This is a genomic window from Amycolatopsis sp. NPDC041971, assembly GCF_055588925.1.
In genome coordinates this window covers 145,138-160,649 of sequence record NZ_JBVJCE010000007.1, presented here as the reverse complement: position 1 = coordinate 160,649, position 15,512 = coordinate 145,138, and the positions used below count along the sequence as shown (strand labels likewise).

Annotated in this window: 16 protein-coding genes and 1 pseudogene; 12 read left to right on the top strand and 5 right to left on the bottom strand. The window is 70.2% G+C overall.

Features of this window, described 5'->3' with window-relative positions; genetic code table 11:
* The first annotated feature begins 6 nt into the window (after positions 1 to 6).
* The 5 genes from ACZ6DT_RS16690 to ACZ6DT_RS16670 all read left to right on the top strand — a co-directional run bounded on the left by ACZ6DT_RS16690 (position 7) and on the right by ACZ6DT_RS16670 (position 3,311).
* Complete coding sequence (locus ACZ6DT_RS16690; protein WP_414941680.1) at positions 7 to 465, top strand: roadblock/LC7 domain-containing protein; 459 nt, start codon at positions 7 to 9, stop codon at positions 463 to 465.
* A gap of 25 nt (positions 466 to 490) precedes the next feature.
* On the top strand, positions 491 to 1,279 hold the full coding sequence (locus ACZ6DT_RS16685) for a DUF742 domain-containing protein (RefSeq protein WP_465595216.1): 789 nt from the start codon (positions 491 to 493) through the stop codon (positions 1,277 to 1,279).
* Positions 1,260 to 1,868: a GTP-binding protein gene (locus ACZ6DT_RS16680; protein ID WP_007033392.1), complete on the top strand. Its 609-nt coding sequence runs from the start codon at positions 1,260 to 1,262 to the stop codon at positions 1,866 to 1,868. The genes ACZ6DT_RS16685 and ACZ6DT_RS16680 overlap by 20 nt, the downstream gene beginning before the upstream one ends.
* A gap of 432 nt (positions 1,869 to 2,300) precedes the next feature.
* Positions 2,301 to 2,720, top strand: coding sequence for a roadblock/LC7 domain-containing protein (locus ACZ6DT_RS16675; RefSeq protein WP_038507851.1), 420 nt, complete (start codon positions 2,301 to 2,303; stop codon positions 2,718 to 2,720).
* A gap of 6 nt (positions 2,721 to 2,726) precedes the next feature.
* The gene (locus ACZ6DT_RS16670) at positions 2,727 to 3,311 is read left to right on the top strand and encodes a DUF742 domain-containing protein (RefSeq protein ID WP_465595213.1); all 585 of its coding nucleotides are present in this window, start codon (positions 2,727 to 2,729) and stop codon (positions 3,309 to 3,311) included.
* Between the two features lie 16 nt (positions 3,312 to 3,327).
* On the opposite strand, the gene ACZ6DT_RS16665 is transcribed toward ACZ6DT_RS16670, so the two are convergent.
* Positions 3,328 to 5,571: a helicase-associated domain-containing protein gene (locus tag ACZ6DT_RS16665; protein WP_465595210.1), complete on the bottom strand. Its 2,244-nt coding sequence runs from the start codon at positions 5,569 to 5,571 to the stop codon at positions 3,328 to 3,330.
* A 93-nt stretch (positions 5,572 to 5,664) separates the two neighbouring features.
* On the opposite strand from ACZ6DT_RS16665, the gene ACZ6DT_RS16660 reads away from it, so the two are divergent.
* The 5 genes and pseudogenes from ACZ6DT_RS16660 to ACZ6DT_RS16640 all read left to right on the top strand — a co-directional run bounded on the left by ACZ6DT_RS16660 (position 5,665) and on the right by ACZ6DT_RS16640 (position 10,491).
* A complete protein-coding gene (locus ACZ6DT_RS16660) occupies positions 5,665 to 5,847 on the top strand; it encodes a hypothetical protein (RefSeq protein ID WP_465595207.1) in 183 nt (60 codons plus the stop codon).
* A gap of 101 nt (positions 5,848 to 5,948) precedes the next feature.
* A complete protein-coding gene (locus ACZ6DT_RS16655) occupies positions 5,949 to 7,349 on the top strand; it encodes an NAD-dependent malic enzyme (protein WP_465595204.1) in 1,401 nt (466 codons plus the stop codon).
* A gap of 193 nt (positions 7,350 to 7,542) precedes the next feature.
* Entirely contained in the window at positions 7,543 to 9,090 is a 1,548-nt protein-coding gene (locus ACZ6DT_RS16650; RefSeq protein ID WP_465595201.1) for an alpha/beta hydrolase, read from the top strand.
* 17 nt (positions 9,091 to 9,107) lie between these two features.
* Positions 9,108 to 9,578, top strand: a complete 471-nt coding sequence (gene moaC, locus ACZ6DT_RS16645) for a cyclic pyranopterin monophosphate synthase MoaC (RefSeq protein ID WP_465595198.1) — start codon at positions 9,108 to 9,110, stop codon at positions 9,576 to 9,578.
* Positions 9,575 to 10,491 (top strand): annotated as a pseudogene (locus ACZ6DT_RS16640) (molybdenum cofactor biosynthesis protein MoaE). Before moaC ends, ACZ6DT_RS16640 begins: the two are co-directional and overlap by 4 nt.
* Before the next feature lie 141 nt (positions 10,492 to 10,632).
* Here ACZ6DT_RS16640 and ACZ6DT_RS16635 read toward each other — a convergent pair.
* The 4 genes from ACZ6DT_RS16635 to moaA all read right to left on the bottom strand — a co-directional run bounded on the left by ACZ6DT_RS16635 (position 10,633) and on the right by moaA (position 14,034).
* Positions 10,633 to 11,280: a transglycosylase family protein gene (locus tag ACZ6DT_RS16635; protein WP_465595195.1), complete on the bottom strand. Its 648-nt coding sequence runs from the start codon at positions 11,278 to 11,280 to the stop codon at positions 10,633 to 10,635.
* A gap of 456 nt (positions 11,281 to 11,736) precedes the next feature.
* Entirely contained in the window at positions 11,737 to 12,588 is an 852-nt protein-coding gene (locus ACZ6DT_RS16630; protein ID WP_465595193.1) for a phosphatidylinositol-specific phospholipase C/glycerophosphodiester phosphodiesterase family protein, read from the bottom strand.
* 125 nt (positions 12,589 to 12,713) lie between these two features.
* On the bottom strand, positions 12,714 to 12,968 hold the full coding sequence (locus tag ACZ6DT_RS16625) for a MoaD/ThiS family protein (protein ID WP_465595190.1): 255 nt from the start codon (positions 12,966 to 12,968) through the stop codon (positions 12,714 to 12,716).
* Between the two features lies 1 nt (position 12,969).
* A complete protein-coding gene (gene moaA, locus ACZ6DT_RS16620) occupies positions 12,970 to 14,034 on the bottom strand; it encodes a GTP 3',8-cyclase MoaA (RefSeq protein ID WP_465595186.1) in 1,065 nt (354 codons plus the stop codon).
* Between the two features lie 220 nt (positions 14,035 to 14,254).
* Here moaA and ACZ6DT_RS16615 point away from each other — a divergent pair, with 220 nt between their 5' ends.
* Together ACZ6DT_RS16615 and modA are read left to right on the top strand one after the other, a co-directional pair.
* On the top strand, positions 14,255 to 14,659 hold the full coding sequence (locus ACZ6DT_RS16615; protein WP_465595183.1) for a TOBE domain-containing protein: 405 nt from the start codon (positions 14,255 to 14,257) through the stop codon (positions 14,657 to 14,659).
* Complete coding sequence (modA, locus tag ACZ6DT_RS16610) at positions 14,656 to 15,417, top strand: molybdate ABC transporter substrate-binding protein (RefSeq protein ID WP_465595180.1); 762 nt, start codon at positions 14,656 to 14,658, stop codon at positions 15,415 to 15,417. The genes ACZ6DT_RS16615 and modA overlap by 4 nt, the downstream gene beginning before the upstream one ends.
* Positions 15,418 to 15,512: the final 95 nt, after the last annotated feature.

Here is a 15,512-nt window from a genome sequence, read left to right as displayed (position 1 = left end):
GGTGCGATGCAGCCGGGTGGTCCGGCGCAGCCTGGCGGCCAGGCGCAGGGTAAAGGACACACGAGCAGCTTTGCCTGGCTGATCACGGATTTCGTGCACCGGGTCCCGGGCGCGGCGCATGCCGTGGTGGTGTCGGCGGACGGTTTGCTGCTGGCGTCCTCGAAGGGACTGCCCAAGGACAGGGCCGATCAGCTGGCCGCGGTCTCGTCGGGGCTCACGAGCCTGGCGCGCGGTGCGGCGAAGGTGTTCGAAGGCGGCACGGTCGCGCAGACGGTGGTCGAGATGGCCAACGGCTTCCTCTTCCTGATGTCGGTGTCCGACGGTTCCTGTCTGGCGGTCCTCGGGTCGCCGGAGAGTGACATCGGCCTGGTCGTCTACGAGATGACCCTGTTGGTGGAACGGGTGGGGCAACAGCTGACACCGGAGATGCGCGCGCAACTGCAGGGCGCGTCGGTCCGCCGCTGAGCGACCGGGAACCGAGGAGAATGCCGTGGACGACGGGCGCTTGAGGGGCGATGGCCGGCTCGGTGACGACTTCTCCGGCGGGTGGTCGGAACGTGACGACGGCCGAGAGGACTGGACGTCCTTCCGGGACCGGGTCGACCGCGAATGGCGATCGCGGCGGGCACAGGGGTCGGACAACGACCCCGTGCCCCCGGACGAGGCCTCCCGCTGGCTGACCGATTCGAACGCGGGAGGCGGACCCGCCGATTTCAGCGTCACGGACTACCGGGAACGCCTGCTCGGCGGCCCTGGGGCCGAACTGTTCGGTGGTGGCAGCGGTCCGCTCTACGATTCCGGCGAGTTCGCCAAGTTCTCCTTCGACAAGGAGGAGGAACGCCGGGCGGCCGCGGCCGCCGCCGCGGACCCGCTCGCCGCGGCACTGCCGCAGCAGGCACAGAACGAGTACGTCGACGAGCAGTACACCACCGACGTCGAATCATCCGGCCTGGTCCGGCCGTACTTCCGCACGCGGGGACGGACCAAGCCGACGTACGACCTTGCCATCGAGGCGTTGATCTCGACCAGCGAACAGGGACGTGTGCTCGACCGGGTACGCGTCCCCGAACACCGGTCGATCTGCGACCTTTGCCTGGACACCCGGTCCGTCGCCGAAGTCGCGGCGCTGTTGCGCCTGCCGCTCGGCGTGGTCCGGGTGCTGATCGGAGACGTGGCCGGCCTCGGCCTGGTCCTGGTGCACACTGCCAGCCAGAACGTGGGTGACCGGCCCAGTATCGAGTTCATGGAGAGGGTGCTCAGTGGGCTTCGGAGAATTTGACTCCGACGCGAATGCGCCGCAGGTGACCGGACCGACTTCGTCGGCCAAGATCGTGGTCGCTGGCGGATTCGGCTCGGGGAAGACCACGCTGGTCGGAGCGGTTTCGGAGATCGATCCGCTGACCACCGAGGCCATGATGACCGAGGCCAGTACCGGCGTCGACGACAATTCGGCCACCCCGAACAAGTCGACGACGACCGTGGCCATGGACTTCGGCCGGATTTCGCTGGACTCGGATCTGGTGCTGTATGTGTTCGGTACGCCGGGCCAGCACCGGTTCTGGTTCATGTGGGACGACCTCGCGGTCGGTGCCATCGGTGCCGTCGTGCTGGTCGACACGCGGCGGCTCGCCGACGCGTTCCCGTCGATCGACTTCTTCGAGAACCGGAAGCTGCCGTACGTCGTGGCGATCAACTGCTTCGACCGACTGCTGCACCACCAGATCGAGGACGTCCGGCACGCGCTGACGATCTCGCCGTCCGTGCCGATCATGGCCTGTGACGCCCGGGAACGTGAGTCCGCCAAGCAGGTGTTGATCTCGGTCGTGCAGCACGCCATCGCACACGATTCGGCGTTGCGCGCGGGATAGAAAACAGGCGAAAAACCCGAAGCGGATGCGGCCGTTGGAGTGAACTCGGCAGGCTTCACCCGCTTCGGGGAGTGGTGCCGTCAACCGAATCGGGCGCGGGGCGATCCCTTCACGCGATCCGGTGCCGACGGCGCCCGATCGGGTGATCGAAATGCCGATGACCTGCGTGGACACCGATTCACGCCTGGTCGCGGCCGGTCACCACGGGGTGACCCACGAATGCGTGGTTCGCGATAGGTCGACGCGGTGAGCGGCTGGACGTTCACGTTCGGTCAACGCGAGCGGCCGGGTGGCGGGCTCGACACGATCGGCGGGACGAATACGCTGGGTGGAGGCGTCTTTCACCCCCGCCGGTACCGGGATCGGTGCTGGTCGGGGAGAGCCGCCCGGACCACACCGCCCAGGTGGTCTTGACGCAGCGAGGAGGGACTTGTGACGGCATCCGGACAGCAGAGCTCGTTCGGCTGGCTCATCACGGATTTCGCGCGCCGGGTTCCCGGTGCCGCGCACGCCGTGCTGGTCTCGGCGGACGGACTTCTCCTCGCGCCGTCGGAAGGGCTGCCACAGGAGCGGGCCGAACAGCTGTCCGCGGTCGCCTCCGGACTGATCAGCCTCACCGCCGGCGCCGCCCGCTGCTTCGACGCGGGAGGGGTCAACCAGACCGTCGTCGAGATGGAACGCGGCTACCTCTTCCTCATGTCGGTCGCCGACGGCTCGTCACTCGCCGTGCTGGCCGCGCCGACCTGTGACATCGGCACCGTGGCCTACGAAATGACCCTGCTCGTCGAGCGGGTCGGCCAGCAGATCACGCCCGAGCTGCGCGCGCAGCTGCAGGGCGGCGTACGTGGGTAAGCGCCGATGAAGATCACCGGATTCACCGAACCGGAGCCCTCCGGCTGGGACTCTCTCTATCAGGGCACCGAACGCGAGGCCTTCGACTCCCCGAGCCGCTTCGAGCTGAGCTCGATCAGCACGGTCATGCCGCGACGCCCGCCCGCGCCGGCCCCCGCCCCGGCGTCGATGCCTTCGCCGATCCGCCAACCGCCGCCGCCGCGCGTCACCGCCGACGACGTCGCGCCCGCTTCGGTCTACATGCCGCCGTCGCCGGGCTCGCGGGTCCGGCCCTACACCCGCACCGGCGGGCGCACCCGCACCGCGCACGACCTCGCGCTGGAGGCGCTGGTGTCGACCAGCGACGACGGCCGCCGGTACCGCGGCGTGCGGACCCCCGAACACCGGCAGATCTGCGACCTCTGCCTGGACACCCGGTCGATCGCGGAGATCGCCGCGCATCTGCGGCTGCCGCTGGGCGTGGTGAAGGTACTCGTCGGCGACATGGCGGACGCCGGTCTGGTGCTGATCCACCAGACGGAGCTGATCCTCGGCGATGCCTCTTCGCGCGGTTTCATGGAGCGCGTGCTTCAAGGCCTTCGCACCCTCTGAAAGCCCGGTCGGGCAGTCAGTCCTCGACGAGGGCGGCCGAGGTGATCCGGTGCAGCGGGTAGCGCTCGTGGTCGGTCCCTTCGAGGACCCCGCCGCCGACCCGCAGCGGCCGCACCACCCGCTGGCTCGCCGTCCCGCGTGAGTCGACGAAGCCGATCCACACTTCGCGGCGCTCCATGGTCGCCTGGGACAGCAACGCCAGCGTCGCGGACGTGTCCCCGGCGCCGCCTCCCTGCGGCGCGCGCACCGTCTCGCCCCGGCGGCGCGCCGAAGCGGCGTCACCGGCCCGGACGTGCGCGACGATCTTGCCGACCTGGTCGTCGGTCAGCCCGGCAGGCTCTCCGGGGGACCGACGCGCGGCACGTGCCTTCGCGGGCAGGCGACGCCCGGAAGGCCTGATGTCCATGACGCGTCCGTCGGGGCCTTCGGCGGCCGGAGCGAACCCGGCGGCGCGGAGAGCGTCGAGGACTTCGGCGAGCGGGTACGCGCTGATGAGCACTGTCGGCGCGATCATGCGCAAGCCGTACTCCGTCGCGACCGGGCTGCCCATGACCTCGGCGAGCAGCGACGCGTCGTCGCAGCGCAAGAACGATTCGGCGGCCCCGCCGCGCAGCCGCCCGTGCCGCCGGGCGACGTCGTCGATCAGATAGCTCAGCGATTGGGGCACCGGCGTCGCCGACCGCGTCGTGAACAGCCGGTGCAGTTCGCCCGCGGTCCGCCCGGTGTCGAGCGCACGCCGCACGGACGTCTCGGTGATCCGGTAGACGGTCGCGTGCCCGGAGGATTCGATGTCGGCGACGGCGGTCATCTCGGCCGCGAGTTCGGCCTCCAGCGGACCCGGCGCGACCACCGTCAGATCGGCCTGGACCAGGACGTGGTCCACCGGACGCGGCAGCGCGTCGATCATCGCCTCGACCGCGGCGGGCCGGTCCTCGGCCAGCAGCGCCCGGGTCGCCGTGGTGAGCCCGCCGAGCCCGATCAGGCCGAGCGCCGCCCCCTCGGCCATCGTCCAGCGCACGGTTTCGTCCCGCAGCCGCCCGCCCCGCCGCGGCGCGCGCCAGGCGAGCGCGGCGACCAGTTCGCCGGTGCTCTTCACCCCCGCGCCCTCGGGAAGCGCGGCCAGGGCGAGAAGGATCCGTCGCCGCGACGTGGGCGCCAGCGGACGGCGCAAATCCTCCGACAGCGGCGCGATCGGCTTGTCCTTCGCGTCCCGCCCGCCGGCGAGACCGGGCAGCCGGGGCAGCTCGAGCCAAGCCTGCGCGATCGTCATCCAGCGCTGCGCGGTCGGCGACGCGAGCCACGAATCCGTGAGCGTCGTCGGTACCCATTCCGGAGTGGTCGCTTCGCTGTCGGCCACCAGTCCGGCGCCGACCGCGATCTCCGCGAGGAGGGTCACCCGTGTCTCGTCGACGTCGAGATCCTTGGCGAGCTTCTTCAGCTCGCGGACCCCGAGCCCGCCGGACTTCAGCACCGGCGGCGGCGTCTCCGACCACGCGCGAAGCATGCTTTCGGTCTGGCGCAAGAACTCCATCGCCTCGCCTGCCGCCGTCGTGTCCACTGTGGACGACTGATGCGGATGCGTGGGGAGTTCCGGTTCGCGCAGCGACGCCGGGTCGAACACCGACCCGCCGCGCAGCGCGATCCCGATCTCACGCGGCAGCTCGACGGTCTGGTCGTCCCGGCGCAGCAGCAGGCCGCGCGCGAGCAGGCGCTGGACCGGGTTCCGCGCCCGCTCCAGCGGGACGTCGGCCGCCGCGTCGCGGGTGCGGCCGATCGGCGGCCCGGCGGCCAGCGTCGTCAGGAGGGCTCGTTCGTCCTCGCCGACCTCCGCGAGCGCGGTCTCGACGTCCGTTCCGGCGAGCGAGGGCGACGACGAGCCGAGCCCGGCGGGGAAGGGACCGAGCGCGTCGCGGGCCGACGGCGGGACGCGCAGCGCGGCGTCCTCGCCCCAGACCAGTGCCCGCTTGCGCAACAGCGCCAGCGGCTCGCCGATCTCGGTGCCCACGAGCCGCGTGACCTCGGCCGCGGTGACCGGATCGGTGTCCGCTCCGGCCAGCAGGAGAGCGTCGAGGACGGCGAGGGTGAAGGTGTCGAGGTCTTCGCAAGCACGCGCGACGGAGCCCGGCGTGCCGGCCCGGGTGGCGAGCACGATGGTGTCGGACGGGGGCGGCGTGGACAGGTCGCGACGCGTGCGCAGCAGTGCGGCGAGGGCGTCGTCGGACTCCTGGCGCAGCCAGTCCGCCAGGGATGGCGCGGGCATAGAAGACCAGGATACCGGGCGGGTGGTTGCCCGCCAGCCGCGTTCGGGCAGACTGTCCCGTGATAACGGCTTGACCATGCTCTGGAGGACGTTGTGGCGAAGGGCGAGAACAAGAAGCGCGCGGGCATCGACCCCACGTGGCCCGGTGAAGACGGGGAGCACCCCGTCACCGAGCTCGCGTCCGATCGGCAGGGCGCGCTGTCCCCGTTCGGCGACGTGGCCTTCCCGCTCGAGAGCGTGCCTTACGTGCACCCCGAGACCGAGATCAACCGGTAGAAAAGCTACTCGCGGGTTACCCCGGCGAGGGGCCGTGGCGATCGTCACGGGAGTAGGTTTTCGATCGACCTATTCGAGTTTTCCTCAGCGGGGGTAGTGCCATGCCGGTTCCCGGTCCCGGGTATTCGATCACCGTCCGGGTGGAGGCCCCTGCGTCGTCCACCGCGGCGGGTGATCTGACGACCGCCGTCGGCCGGGCCGGTGGTGTGCTGACCGCGTTCGACGTCGTCGAGTCGCACCCCGAGTCGATCGTGGTCGACATCAGCGCCAACGCCCTGTCGGAGAACCACGCGCAGGACATCACGCAGACCCTGGACTCGCTGCCGGGCGTGCGCGTGCGCAAGGTCTCCGACCGGACGTTCCTGATCCACCTCGGCGGCAAGATCGAGGTCACCCCCAAGGTCGCGCTCCGCAACCGTGACGACCTCTCCCGCGCGTACACGCCGGGCGTCGCCCGCGTCTGCCAGGCGATCGCGGCGAACCCCGAGGACGCGCGCCGCCTGACCATCAAGCGCAACACCGTCGCGGTGCTCACCGACGGCTCCGCGGTACTGGGCCTCGGCAACATCGGCCCGGCCGCCGCGCTCCCGGTGATGGAGGGCAAGGCGGCGCTGTTCAAGAAGTTCGCCGACGTCGACGCGTGGCCGGTCTGCCTGGACACCCAGGACACCGAAGAGATCATCATGATCGCGAAGGCGCTCGCGCCGGTCTATGCGGGCATCAACCTCGAGGACATCGCCGCGCCACGCTGCTTCGAGATCGAGAAGCGCCTGCGTGAACAGCTCGACATCCCGGTGTTCCACGACGACCAGCACGGCACCGCGATCGTCGTGGTCGCCGCGCTGCGCAACGCCCTGCGCGTGGTCGGGAAGAACATCGAAGACTGCAAGATCGTCATCAGCGGCGTCGGCGCGGCGGGCTCGGCGATCATCCGCCTGCTGCTGCACAAGAACCCGGGTGACATCGTGGCCGCCGACATCGACGGCATCGTGCACTCCGCGCGCGGCAACCTCGACGAGAACCTGACCTGGATCGCCGAACACACGAACTCCGAGCAGCAGACGGGCACGCTGCACGAGGCGCTCGTCGGCGCCGACGTGTTCATCGGCGTTTCCGCGCCGAACCTCTTCGGGGCCGAGCAGGTCGCGACCATGAAGTCCGACGCCGTCGTGTTCGCGCTGGCCAACCCGGACCCGGAGATCGACCCGCTGGAAGCGCAGCAGCACGCCGCCGTGGTCGCCACCGGCCGCAGCGACTTCCCGAACCAGATCAACAACGTGCTCGCGTTCCCCGGTGTCTTCCGCGGTCTGCTCGACGCGCAGGCGCACCAGATCGACGACTCGATGCTCCTCGCGGCCGCCGACGCCATCGCGGACGTCGTGGACAACGGCAAGCTGAACGCTTCGTTCATCGTGCCGAGCGTGTTCGACAGCGCCGTCGCCCCCGCCGTGGCGGACGCGGTGAAGAAAGCGGCGAAGGCTGTGAAATCCGCCGAGCGCTGAAGTCTCCGTCGGGCACGGGGCGCCCTCGGGGAGACCCGTTCGCCGGAAGTGATGGCAAATCTCCCTTGCTCCATTCGGAGTCCTCGTCATCACTGAGGCCGACCTCGTGGCCGACTTCAGGGTGACGACTCCACACCCGGCCCGCTCATAGGCTCGATTCCGACCAGGAAGTCGATCATGACGGGGGTTGGGGATGAAACGCTCTGTCCTGAGCAGGATCGGGACACTCACGGCCGCGGCGGCGACGGTGGCGGTACTCGTACCGGCCACGGCGTCCGCCGCGGTCTCGTCGGTGCGCTGGGGGCCGTGTCCGGAGGACGTGGTCGCGCCGGGGGTCGAATGCGGCACCTTGCGGGTTCCGCTCGACTACCGGAACCCGGGCGGGCAGACCATCGACATCGCCGTTTCGAAACTCGCCAGCACCAAGCCGGCGAAGCGGCGCGGGATCATGCTGACGAACCCGGGCGGCCCCGGCGGGCCCGGGCAGTCCATGCCCGCCGCGTTACGGGCGGCAGGCATGCCGTCGAGTGTGCTCGACGCGTACGACGTCATCGGGTTCGACCCGCGCGGGATCGGGCGCAGCACGCCGGTCACCTGCGATCTCAAGCCCGAGCAGCAGGTGAGCAACGTCCCGCCGTACGCGCGTGACGCGGCGGCGGTGGCCGAGCGGGCGGCGTACGTGGCCGGTATCGCGAAGCAGTGCGGTGAGTCGAAGACCGCCGCGAACCTGCCGTACATCACCACGGCCAACACCGCCCGCGACATGGACCGTATCCGGGAAGCCCTCGGCGAGAAGAAGCTCTCGTACTACGGCGTCTCGTACGGCAGCTACCTCGGAGCCGTGTACTCGACGCTGTTCCCGCGGCAGACCGATCGCGTCGTGATCGACAGCGTCACCGGCTCGGGCGGCCTTGATCCGGTCACCTCGCGTCGCCTGGCGGAGGGGTTCGAGGACCGCTTCCCGGACTTCGCGAAATGGGCGGCGGCGCGGCACGCCAGTTATGGGCTGGGCCGTACTCCGCAGCAGGTGACGGCGAAGTTCCACGAACTCGCCGCCAAGCTCGACGGCGGCGCGGTCCCGGGCGTGGACGGCGCGGCGTTCCGGATGGGCACGTTCGGCGCGCTCTACTCGACCAGGTCTTTCCCGGTGCTCGCACAGCAGTGGCAGGGGCTCGACGGCGAAGGCGTCTTGAAGCAGGCCGCCGAGACGACGCCGATCGACGTGGCGCAGGTGCTGTCCGGGCAGTTGCACGTGGTCTGCAACGACGGGAACTGGCCGGAGGATGTCGCGACCTACCAGCGCAACGTCGCGAAGGACCGGGTGAAGTACCCGATGTTCGGCGCGGCCGGGGCGAACATCTGGGCCTGCGCGTACTGGCCGTCCGAGCCGATCGAGCCGCCGGTGCGGATCGGCGACCGGGGACCGTCGAACATCCTGATGGTGCAGAACCTGCGTGACCCGGCGACCCCGCTCAGCGGTGCCAGGGAGATGCGCCGCGCCCTCGGTGACCGGGCGCGGATCGTGACCGTGGACGAGGGCGGGCACGGGGTCTGGCTGAGCGACGAGAACGCTTGCGGCAACAACGCCGTCAACCGGTTCTTCGTGGAAGGCGAGCGCCCCGCGCGCGACACGGCCTGCGCCGCGGACAAGGGCGGGCTCTTCGCCTCGATGACGCCGGAGCAGCGGCAGGAACGCGAGAAGGCCCTCGACGAGGTTCGCTCGAAGCAGCGGATGTTCTGAGGACTAGCCTGCTGGGCGTGAGTGAACTCAGCCACGTCGACCATACGGGCGCCGCCCGTATGGTCGACGTTTCCGGCAAGACGCCCACCGCCCGCACCGCGCTGGCGGGCGGCACCGTGCACACCACGGCCGAGGTGCTCGGCCTGCTGGCGACGGACGGGCTCCCCAAGGGCGATGCCCTCGCGACCGCCCGGATCGCGGGCATCATGGGCGCGAAGAAGGTGCCCGAGCTGATTCCGCTGTGCCACCAGATCGCGCTGTCCGGGGTGAAGGTCGAGTTCACCCTCGACGAGACCGCCGTGCACATCACCGCGACCGCGAAGACGGACGACCGGACCGGCGTCGAGATGGAGGCGCTGACCGCCGTCGCCGTCGCCGGGCTGACCGTGCACGACATGATCAAGGCCGTCGATCCCGCGGCGACCCTCGACGATGTCCGCCTGATCCGCAAGGACGGCGGCAAGACCGGGACTTGGGAGCGGCCGTGAAGCGCGTCGCGAGGGTGATCGTGGCGTCGAATCGCGCCGCGAGGGGCGTCTACGAGGACACGACCGGTCCGGTCATCACGGACTGGCTCGCGGCACGCGGCTGGGCCGTGCCCGAGCCCGTGGTCGTCGAGGACGGGGAGCCGGTCGGCGAGGCGTTGCGGGACGCCGTCGCGGCCGGGGTCCAGGTGATCGTGACGACCGGTGGCACCGGCATCTCGCCGACGGACCGCACCCCGGACGTCACCCGCGCCGTCCTCGACTACGAACTCCCCGGCGTCGCGGACGCGATCCGGGCAGCCGGACTGCCCAAGGTGCCCACGGCCGTGCTCTCGCGCGGGATCGCCGGCGTCGCCGGACGGACCCTGGTGGTGAACCTGCCCGGCTCACGCGGCGGCGTGAAGGACGGCCTGGGCGTACTGGACGGGATCCTCGACCACGCCGTCGACCAGCTGGCGGGCGGCGACCACCCACGGGAGGCACAGCAGTGAGCGTTCGGGTCGCACGGATCGCGGTGGTCGACGAGCCGCTTTCGGTCGAGGAACACGCCCGGCTGGTGGACGACGTCGCCGCGGGCGCCGTCGTCACCTTCGGCGGGGTCGTGCGGGACCACGACGGCGGGCGTTCGGTGGAACGGCTCGCCTATGAAGGCCACCCCAGTGCCGCCGAGGTGCTCGCGGAGGTCGTCTCGGACCTCTCGGGAAAGTGGGCGGGCGTGCGCGCGGTCGCCGTCAGTCACCGGCTGGGCGCGCTGGCCATCGGGGACGTCGCGCTGGCCTGCGCCGTGGCGGCCGAGCATCGGGGCCAGGCCTTCGCGGCCTGCTCGGAGCTGGTCGACGAGGTCAAGGCGCGGCTGCCGGTGTGGAAGCACCAGCACTTCTCCGACGGCAGCGACGAGTGGGTCAACTCGCCGTAGCGGCACAAGGCGGCCGCGTGCTCCGGCCCCGGACACGACAAAGCCCCACCGCCGGGGGAATGGCGCGGTGGGGCCTTGTCAGTCGTGACGTGGCCGCGCGGGGAATCCCGCGGGCATCACGACTTACCCGTGCTCAAGAACTCACTTGGTGGCGAGCTTCTGACCGACGACGATGAAGTCGGCGTTCGGCACGTAGTCCTTGTTCAGCTGCTGCAGCTTCTGGAAGCCGCCCTGAACGTCGAACTTGGAGGCGATCTTGGACAGCGTGTCGCCGGCCACGACGGTGTAGTCACCCGCCGGGTTGGAGTTCGCGACATTGGCGGCGGCCGGGGCAGGGGCCGGGGCCTGCTGCTTGGTGACCGGCGCGGTCGACTTCTTCGGGGTCACCTTCTTGATGGCCTTCGGGGCGGTCGACTTGGCCTTGGCGGGGCTGGCGGAGCCGGAGCCGGCCTTCTTGCCACAGTGCGGCCACGCGCCGATGCCCTGGCCCTGGAGGACCCGCTCGGCGACGGCGATCTGCTGCTCACGCGACGCGTTGTGCGCGCTGCCGGTGCCACCGTAGGCGCGCCAGGTGCTCTGCGAGAACTGCAGACCACCATAGTAGCCGTTGCCGGTGTTGGTGTTCCAGTTGCCGCTGCTCTCGCACTGCGCGATGGCGTCCCAGTTGGTCGCCGACGCGGGGGTCGCGGCGATGGCGAGGGGGGCGCCGACCGCGACGCCCGCAATGGCGACGCGGGCGATGTGACGGGTGGCGGCGGACATCTTGCGGTGCTTGCCTCGGTAAGACATGTGAGTACATCTCGCTTCCTGCGCCTACGAGTCTGTGCTGAGGGAAGGACTCGCGGGTCCTGGCCGGCCGTCTCAGGCCGGCTGACTTCGCCTGACGCACGACGCGTCGGCTCGGTCCCCTCGCCCCTGTCCGGAAATGCTTTCGCTCGGGGTTGGGTCCGGGAATCCGTTGGACAGGGCTTGGCGCTACGGGTTCCCGGTGTTGCGTGGTCGGTCGGGGCCAACCGAAAAGCGACGGTACGTAACGAACGGCCGGATCGGAAATTATTCGAGCTGTGACCTACGTCACAGTAACAGCACGCAACCCATAACGATTCGGCTGTTTGCGCAGGTCAGCGGGCCGTTACCGGACCGTTTCCTGGCCGAGATAATTCACGGATCGTGAGGCTTGCATCACGTGGATTAAGGGATGACTGGACCATTCGTGCGCCTTCGGGCGCTAGTGGGCCGCGCACTTTAGCGAGACCTCAGGAAGTCCGCCAGCCCAGGCAGGTCGTCCGTATTCAGGTGGTCGACCCCGGCGGCGACCAGCTCTTTCCACAACGCCGCGCGTGCGGGACCGGCGGTGTCCGGCGTCGCCCAGAAGCGCACCCGCTGGCCCGCCGCGTGGGCTCGATTAACCAAGTCGTGCAGTTTTGCGCGCTCTTCGACGGGGAAAGGGCCGTTGCCGGTCCAGGTGAACAGCCCGGTCCAGGAGTCCGAGACCAGCGGGGTCAGCCGAGGGTCCGAGCCGACGCCGAGGTCGTTCTGGTCCTTGATCCGGCCGTCGTAGAAGGCGAGCCGGACCTTCTGCCCGAGCATCACGTCCTTCGGCCGCCCGCCGGAGATCACGGCGGTGACGGCTCGCTTCCGTACGTGCCCGAACGCGTACAGAGAGAAGAGGAAGGAGTAGCGCGGGTCGTACAGCCGCTTCTCCAGCGCCGCGTACGTGCTGTTCGCGTCCCCCTTGACGTCGATCAGCAACTGGAACCCCGCACGTTGCCGGTAGACGCCGACGCCGTGGTTGGCCAGGACGCGCTTGCGCAGCGGCTCCAGGTAGAGCGACTCGAGGGTGCGATCCGGGCGGGTGTCGGCGAGGTCGTGCGCGACCAGCAACTGCCCGCCCACCAGGTAGATGTCGGCCTCGACGCTCGTGAAGCCCTGATCGAGCGCGTCCTGCAGCGGACGCGTGTGCTCGTAGTCGTTGTGGCTGTGCGCCTGCGGCAGCGGCCGGACGCCGCGCTCATGGGCCGAGGCGGGGGCGGTCGCGAGGCTCGTGGCGGCGACCGCGGCGAGCAGCGCGGCGAGGACGCGGCGGGGAGTGATCACTGGCGCATCCTCGGCGGCTTCGGCGACCGGCCGGTGAATTCCGGACGGACCACAGGTCAAAGGCCCTGGAACGGCTCGCGGGGGAGCAAGGGACCTTTGCTGTCGTTTTCCCGCGTTTCCGCAGGTCAGCCGCCCGCGAACGGCGGCAGGACGTCCAGTTCGGCGCCCTCGGTCAGCGGCCGCGTGAGATCCCGCACGGCGACGCCGTCCAGCAGGTACGAGACGGCATCGAGCAGCTTCGCGAGCTTCTCCGGGTGAAGTTCACGCAAGTGGGCGACGGCGTCGGCGACGCGGGCGCCGTCGGGCAGGGTCACCTTCTCCTCGTCGAGGCGGGCGGCCGCGCGAGCCGAGGCGAAGTACCGCACCACGATGGTCACCATCTCAGCCGCCGATCGCGCTCATCGGCCGGATCGGCTGCGCGAACCCGGCCTCGTTGATCTCGTGCCCGGCGAGCTTGCCCCACATGGTCGCCCGCCAGGCATCCGCTACCTCTTCTTCGCGCGCGCCCGCGCGCACGAGGGCGCGTAGGTCGGTCTCGTCGTTGCTGAACAGGCACGAGCGCACCGCGCCGTCCGCGGTCAGCCGGGTCCGCTCGCAGGCGGCGCAGAAGGGGCGGGTCACCGACGCGATCACGCCGACGTCGCCCGGCCCGCCGTCGACCAGCCAGCGTTCGGCGGGCGCCCCGCCCCGCGCGGCGGGGAACGGCGACAGCGAGAACTCCTCGCCGAGCATGCCGAGGATCTCCTCGGCGGTGATCATGTCGGCCCGGTTCCAGCCGTGCTGCGCGTCCAGCGGCATCTGCTCGATGAACCGCAGGTGGTAGCCCTCGGCGAGGCAGAACTTCAGCAACGGCACGGCCTGGTCCTCGTTCAGCCCGCGCATCAGCACCGCGTTGACCTTCACCGGGTCCAGCCCGGCCTCTCGCGCGGCGGCCATGCCGGCGAGCACGTGCGAAAGCCTGTCGCGGCGCGTGATCGTCTCGAACAGCGCGCGGTCGACGGTGTCCAGCGAGACGTTGATCCGGTCCAGGCCGGCGTCGGCGAGCGACTTCGCGCGCTTCGCGAGCCCGATCCCGTTGGTGGTCATGGAAAGCCGCGGCCTCGGTTCGAGTGCCGCGACCCGCTCGACGATATGCTCCAGGCCCTGGCGCAGGAGCGGTTCGCCGCCGGTGAGCCGGATGTCGGTGACGCCGAGCCGCTCGACGGCGATCCGCAGCAGGAACACGAGTTCGTCGTCGGTCAGCACGTCGGCGCTCGGCATCCACTCGAGCCCTTCGGCGGGCATGCAGTAGGTGCAGCGCAGATTGCACTTGTCGGTGAGCGACACCCGCAGGTCGGTCGCCACCCGGCCGAAGGTATCGATCAGAGCGGGACTGTCCGGCCTGGGCACGGTTGGGCCACCGCGTGTACCGGGGACACGGGGAAACCCGAGATCGACTGCTGTCATTACCACCAGACTAACCCTGAAGTGGGAGAAACCGACTGTCTGGAATGCATTCGTACCGAATCGCCGGGTGGCCTGGTTTCTCCGCCGAAGGGTTTTCCGGATGGCGAAATATCCGCTCTCGGCGGAGGAATCGGGCCGGTTCGCCCATCTCGGCAGGGAAGCCCCCGGCAATTCCTCGCGCGCATGGCTTTTCCGCATCTGCGGAAGTAACCTGCCAGACATGCCGCAATTCCGGTTGTCTGAGGCCGCTCGCCTGCTCGGCGTCAGCGATGACACCGTCCGCCGGTGGGTGCGCGCGGGCCAGTTGACCGCCTTCGACGACTCGGCGGGCCGCAAGGTCGTCGAGGGCGCCGAACTCGCCGCGTTCGCCAAGGCGCAGGCCGAACAGCCCGAGGATCCTTCGAGCGTCGGCCGCTCCGCGCGGAACCGGTTCGTCGGGCTCGTCACCGAGGTGCTCACGGACAAGGTGATGGCACAGGTCGAGCTGCAGTGCGGCCCGCATCGCGTGGTCTCGCTGATGAGCGCCGAAGCCGTCCGCGAACTCGGCCTGCGGCCGGGGGTGCTCGCGGTCGCCGTCGTCAAGGCGACCACCGTCGTGATCGAAACCCCGGAAGGAAGCCGATGAGGAAGCTCGCCCCCGTCCTGCTCGCGCTGGCGCTGGCCGCGACGGCCTGTGGTTCGGACGGGCCCGTCACCGCGACCGTCGAGTCGAGGACGCTGACCGTGTTCGCGGCGGCGTCACTGACCGAGTCGTTCGGGGCGCTCGGCAAGCAGTTCGAGGAACGGAACTCCGGGGTGACCGTGAAGTTCGGCTTCGAGGGCTCCTCGGCTCTGGTCCAGAAGCTGACCCAGGGTGCGAAGGCGGACGTGTTCGCTTCCGCCGACCAGGCCAATATGGACAAGGCCGCCAAGGGCGACGTGATCGACGGGCAGCCGTCGGTGTTCGCCACCAACCGGCTCGCCATCGCGGTCGGCAAGGGCAATCCCAAGGGCGTCAAGGGCCTGGCGGATCTCGCGAAGGACGGGCAGACCGTGGTCGTCTGCGCGCCGCAGGTGCCGTGCGGGGCGGCGGCGAAGAAGGTCCAGCAGACGTCCGGGGTCACGCTCAAGCCGTCGAGCGAGGAGCAGGACGTCAAGTCGGTGCTCGCGAAGGTGCGGTCAGGAGACGCCGACGCCGGGCTCGTCTATGTCACCGACGCGACCTCGGCGGCCGCGAACGTGGACAAAGTGGACTTCCCGGAGGCGGCGGGCGCGATCAACGACTACCCGATCGCGGTGGTGAAGGACGCTTCGCAGCCCGACCTCGCCAGGCTGTTCAGGGACTTCGTCCTCGGCGAGGAAGGCAAGAAGGAACTCGCGAAGGCCGGTTTTGGCGCGCCCTGACCCCGGGGGGGGGGGGGGGGGGTGGGGGGGGGGGGGGGGGGGGGGGGGGGGGGGGGGGGGAGAGAGAGGCGGAGAGGGGGGGGAGGGGGGGGGGT

Coding starts and splice junctions, on each gene's coding strand:
- ACZ6DT_RS16635 (WP_465595195.1), bottom strand. CDS start 11,280: ATGTCTTACCGAGGCAAGCACCGCAAGATGTCCGCCGCCACCCGTCAC.
- ACZ6DT_RS16690 (WP_414941680.1), top strand. CDS start 7: ATGCAGCCGGGTGGTCCGGCGCAGCCTGGCGGCCAGGCGCAGGGTAAA.
- ACZ6DT_RS16665 (WP_465595210.1), bottom strand. CDS start 5,571: ATGCCCGCGCCATCCCTGGCGGACTGGCTGCGCCAGGAGTCCGACGAC.
- moaA (WP_465595186.1), bottom strand. CDS start 14,034: ATGACAGCAGTCGATCTCGGGTTTCCCCGTGTCCCCGGTACACGCGGT.
- ACZ6DT_RS16650 (WP_465595201.1), top strand. CDS start 7,543: ATGAAACGCTCTGTCCTGAGCAGGATCGGGACACTCACGGCCGCGGCG.
- ACZ6DT_RS16625 (WP_465595190.1), bottom strand. CDS start 12,968: ATGGTGACCATCGTGGTGCGGTACTTCGCCTCGGCTCGCGCGGCCGCC.
- ACZ6DT_RS16655 (WP_465595204.1), top strand. CDS start 5,949: ATGCCGGTTCCCGGTCCCGGGTATTCGATCACCGTCCGGGTGGAGGCC.
- ACZ6DT_RS16615 (WP_465595183.1), top strand. CDS start 14,255: ATGCCGCAATTCCGGTTGTCTGAGGCCGCTCGCCTGCTCGGCGTCAGC.
- ACZ6DT_RS16670 (WP_465595213.1), top strand. CDS start 2,727: ATGAAGATCACCGGATTCACCGAACCGGAGCCCTCCGGCTGGGACTCT.
- modA (WP_465595180.1), top strand. CDS start 14,656: ATGAGGAAGCTCGCCCCCGTCCTGCTCGCGCTGGCGCTGGCCGCGACG.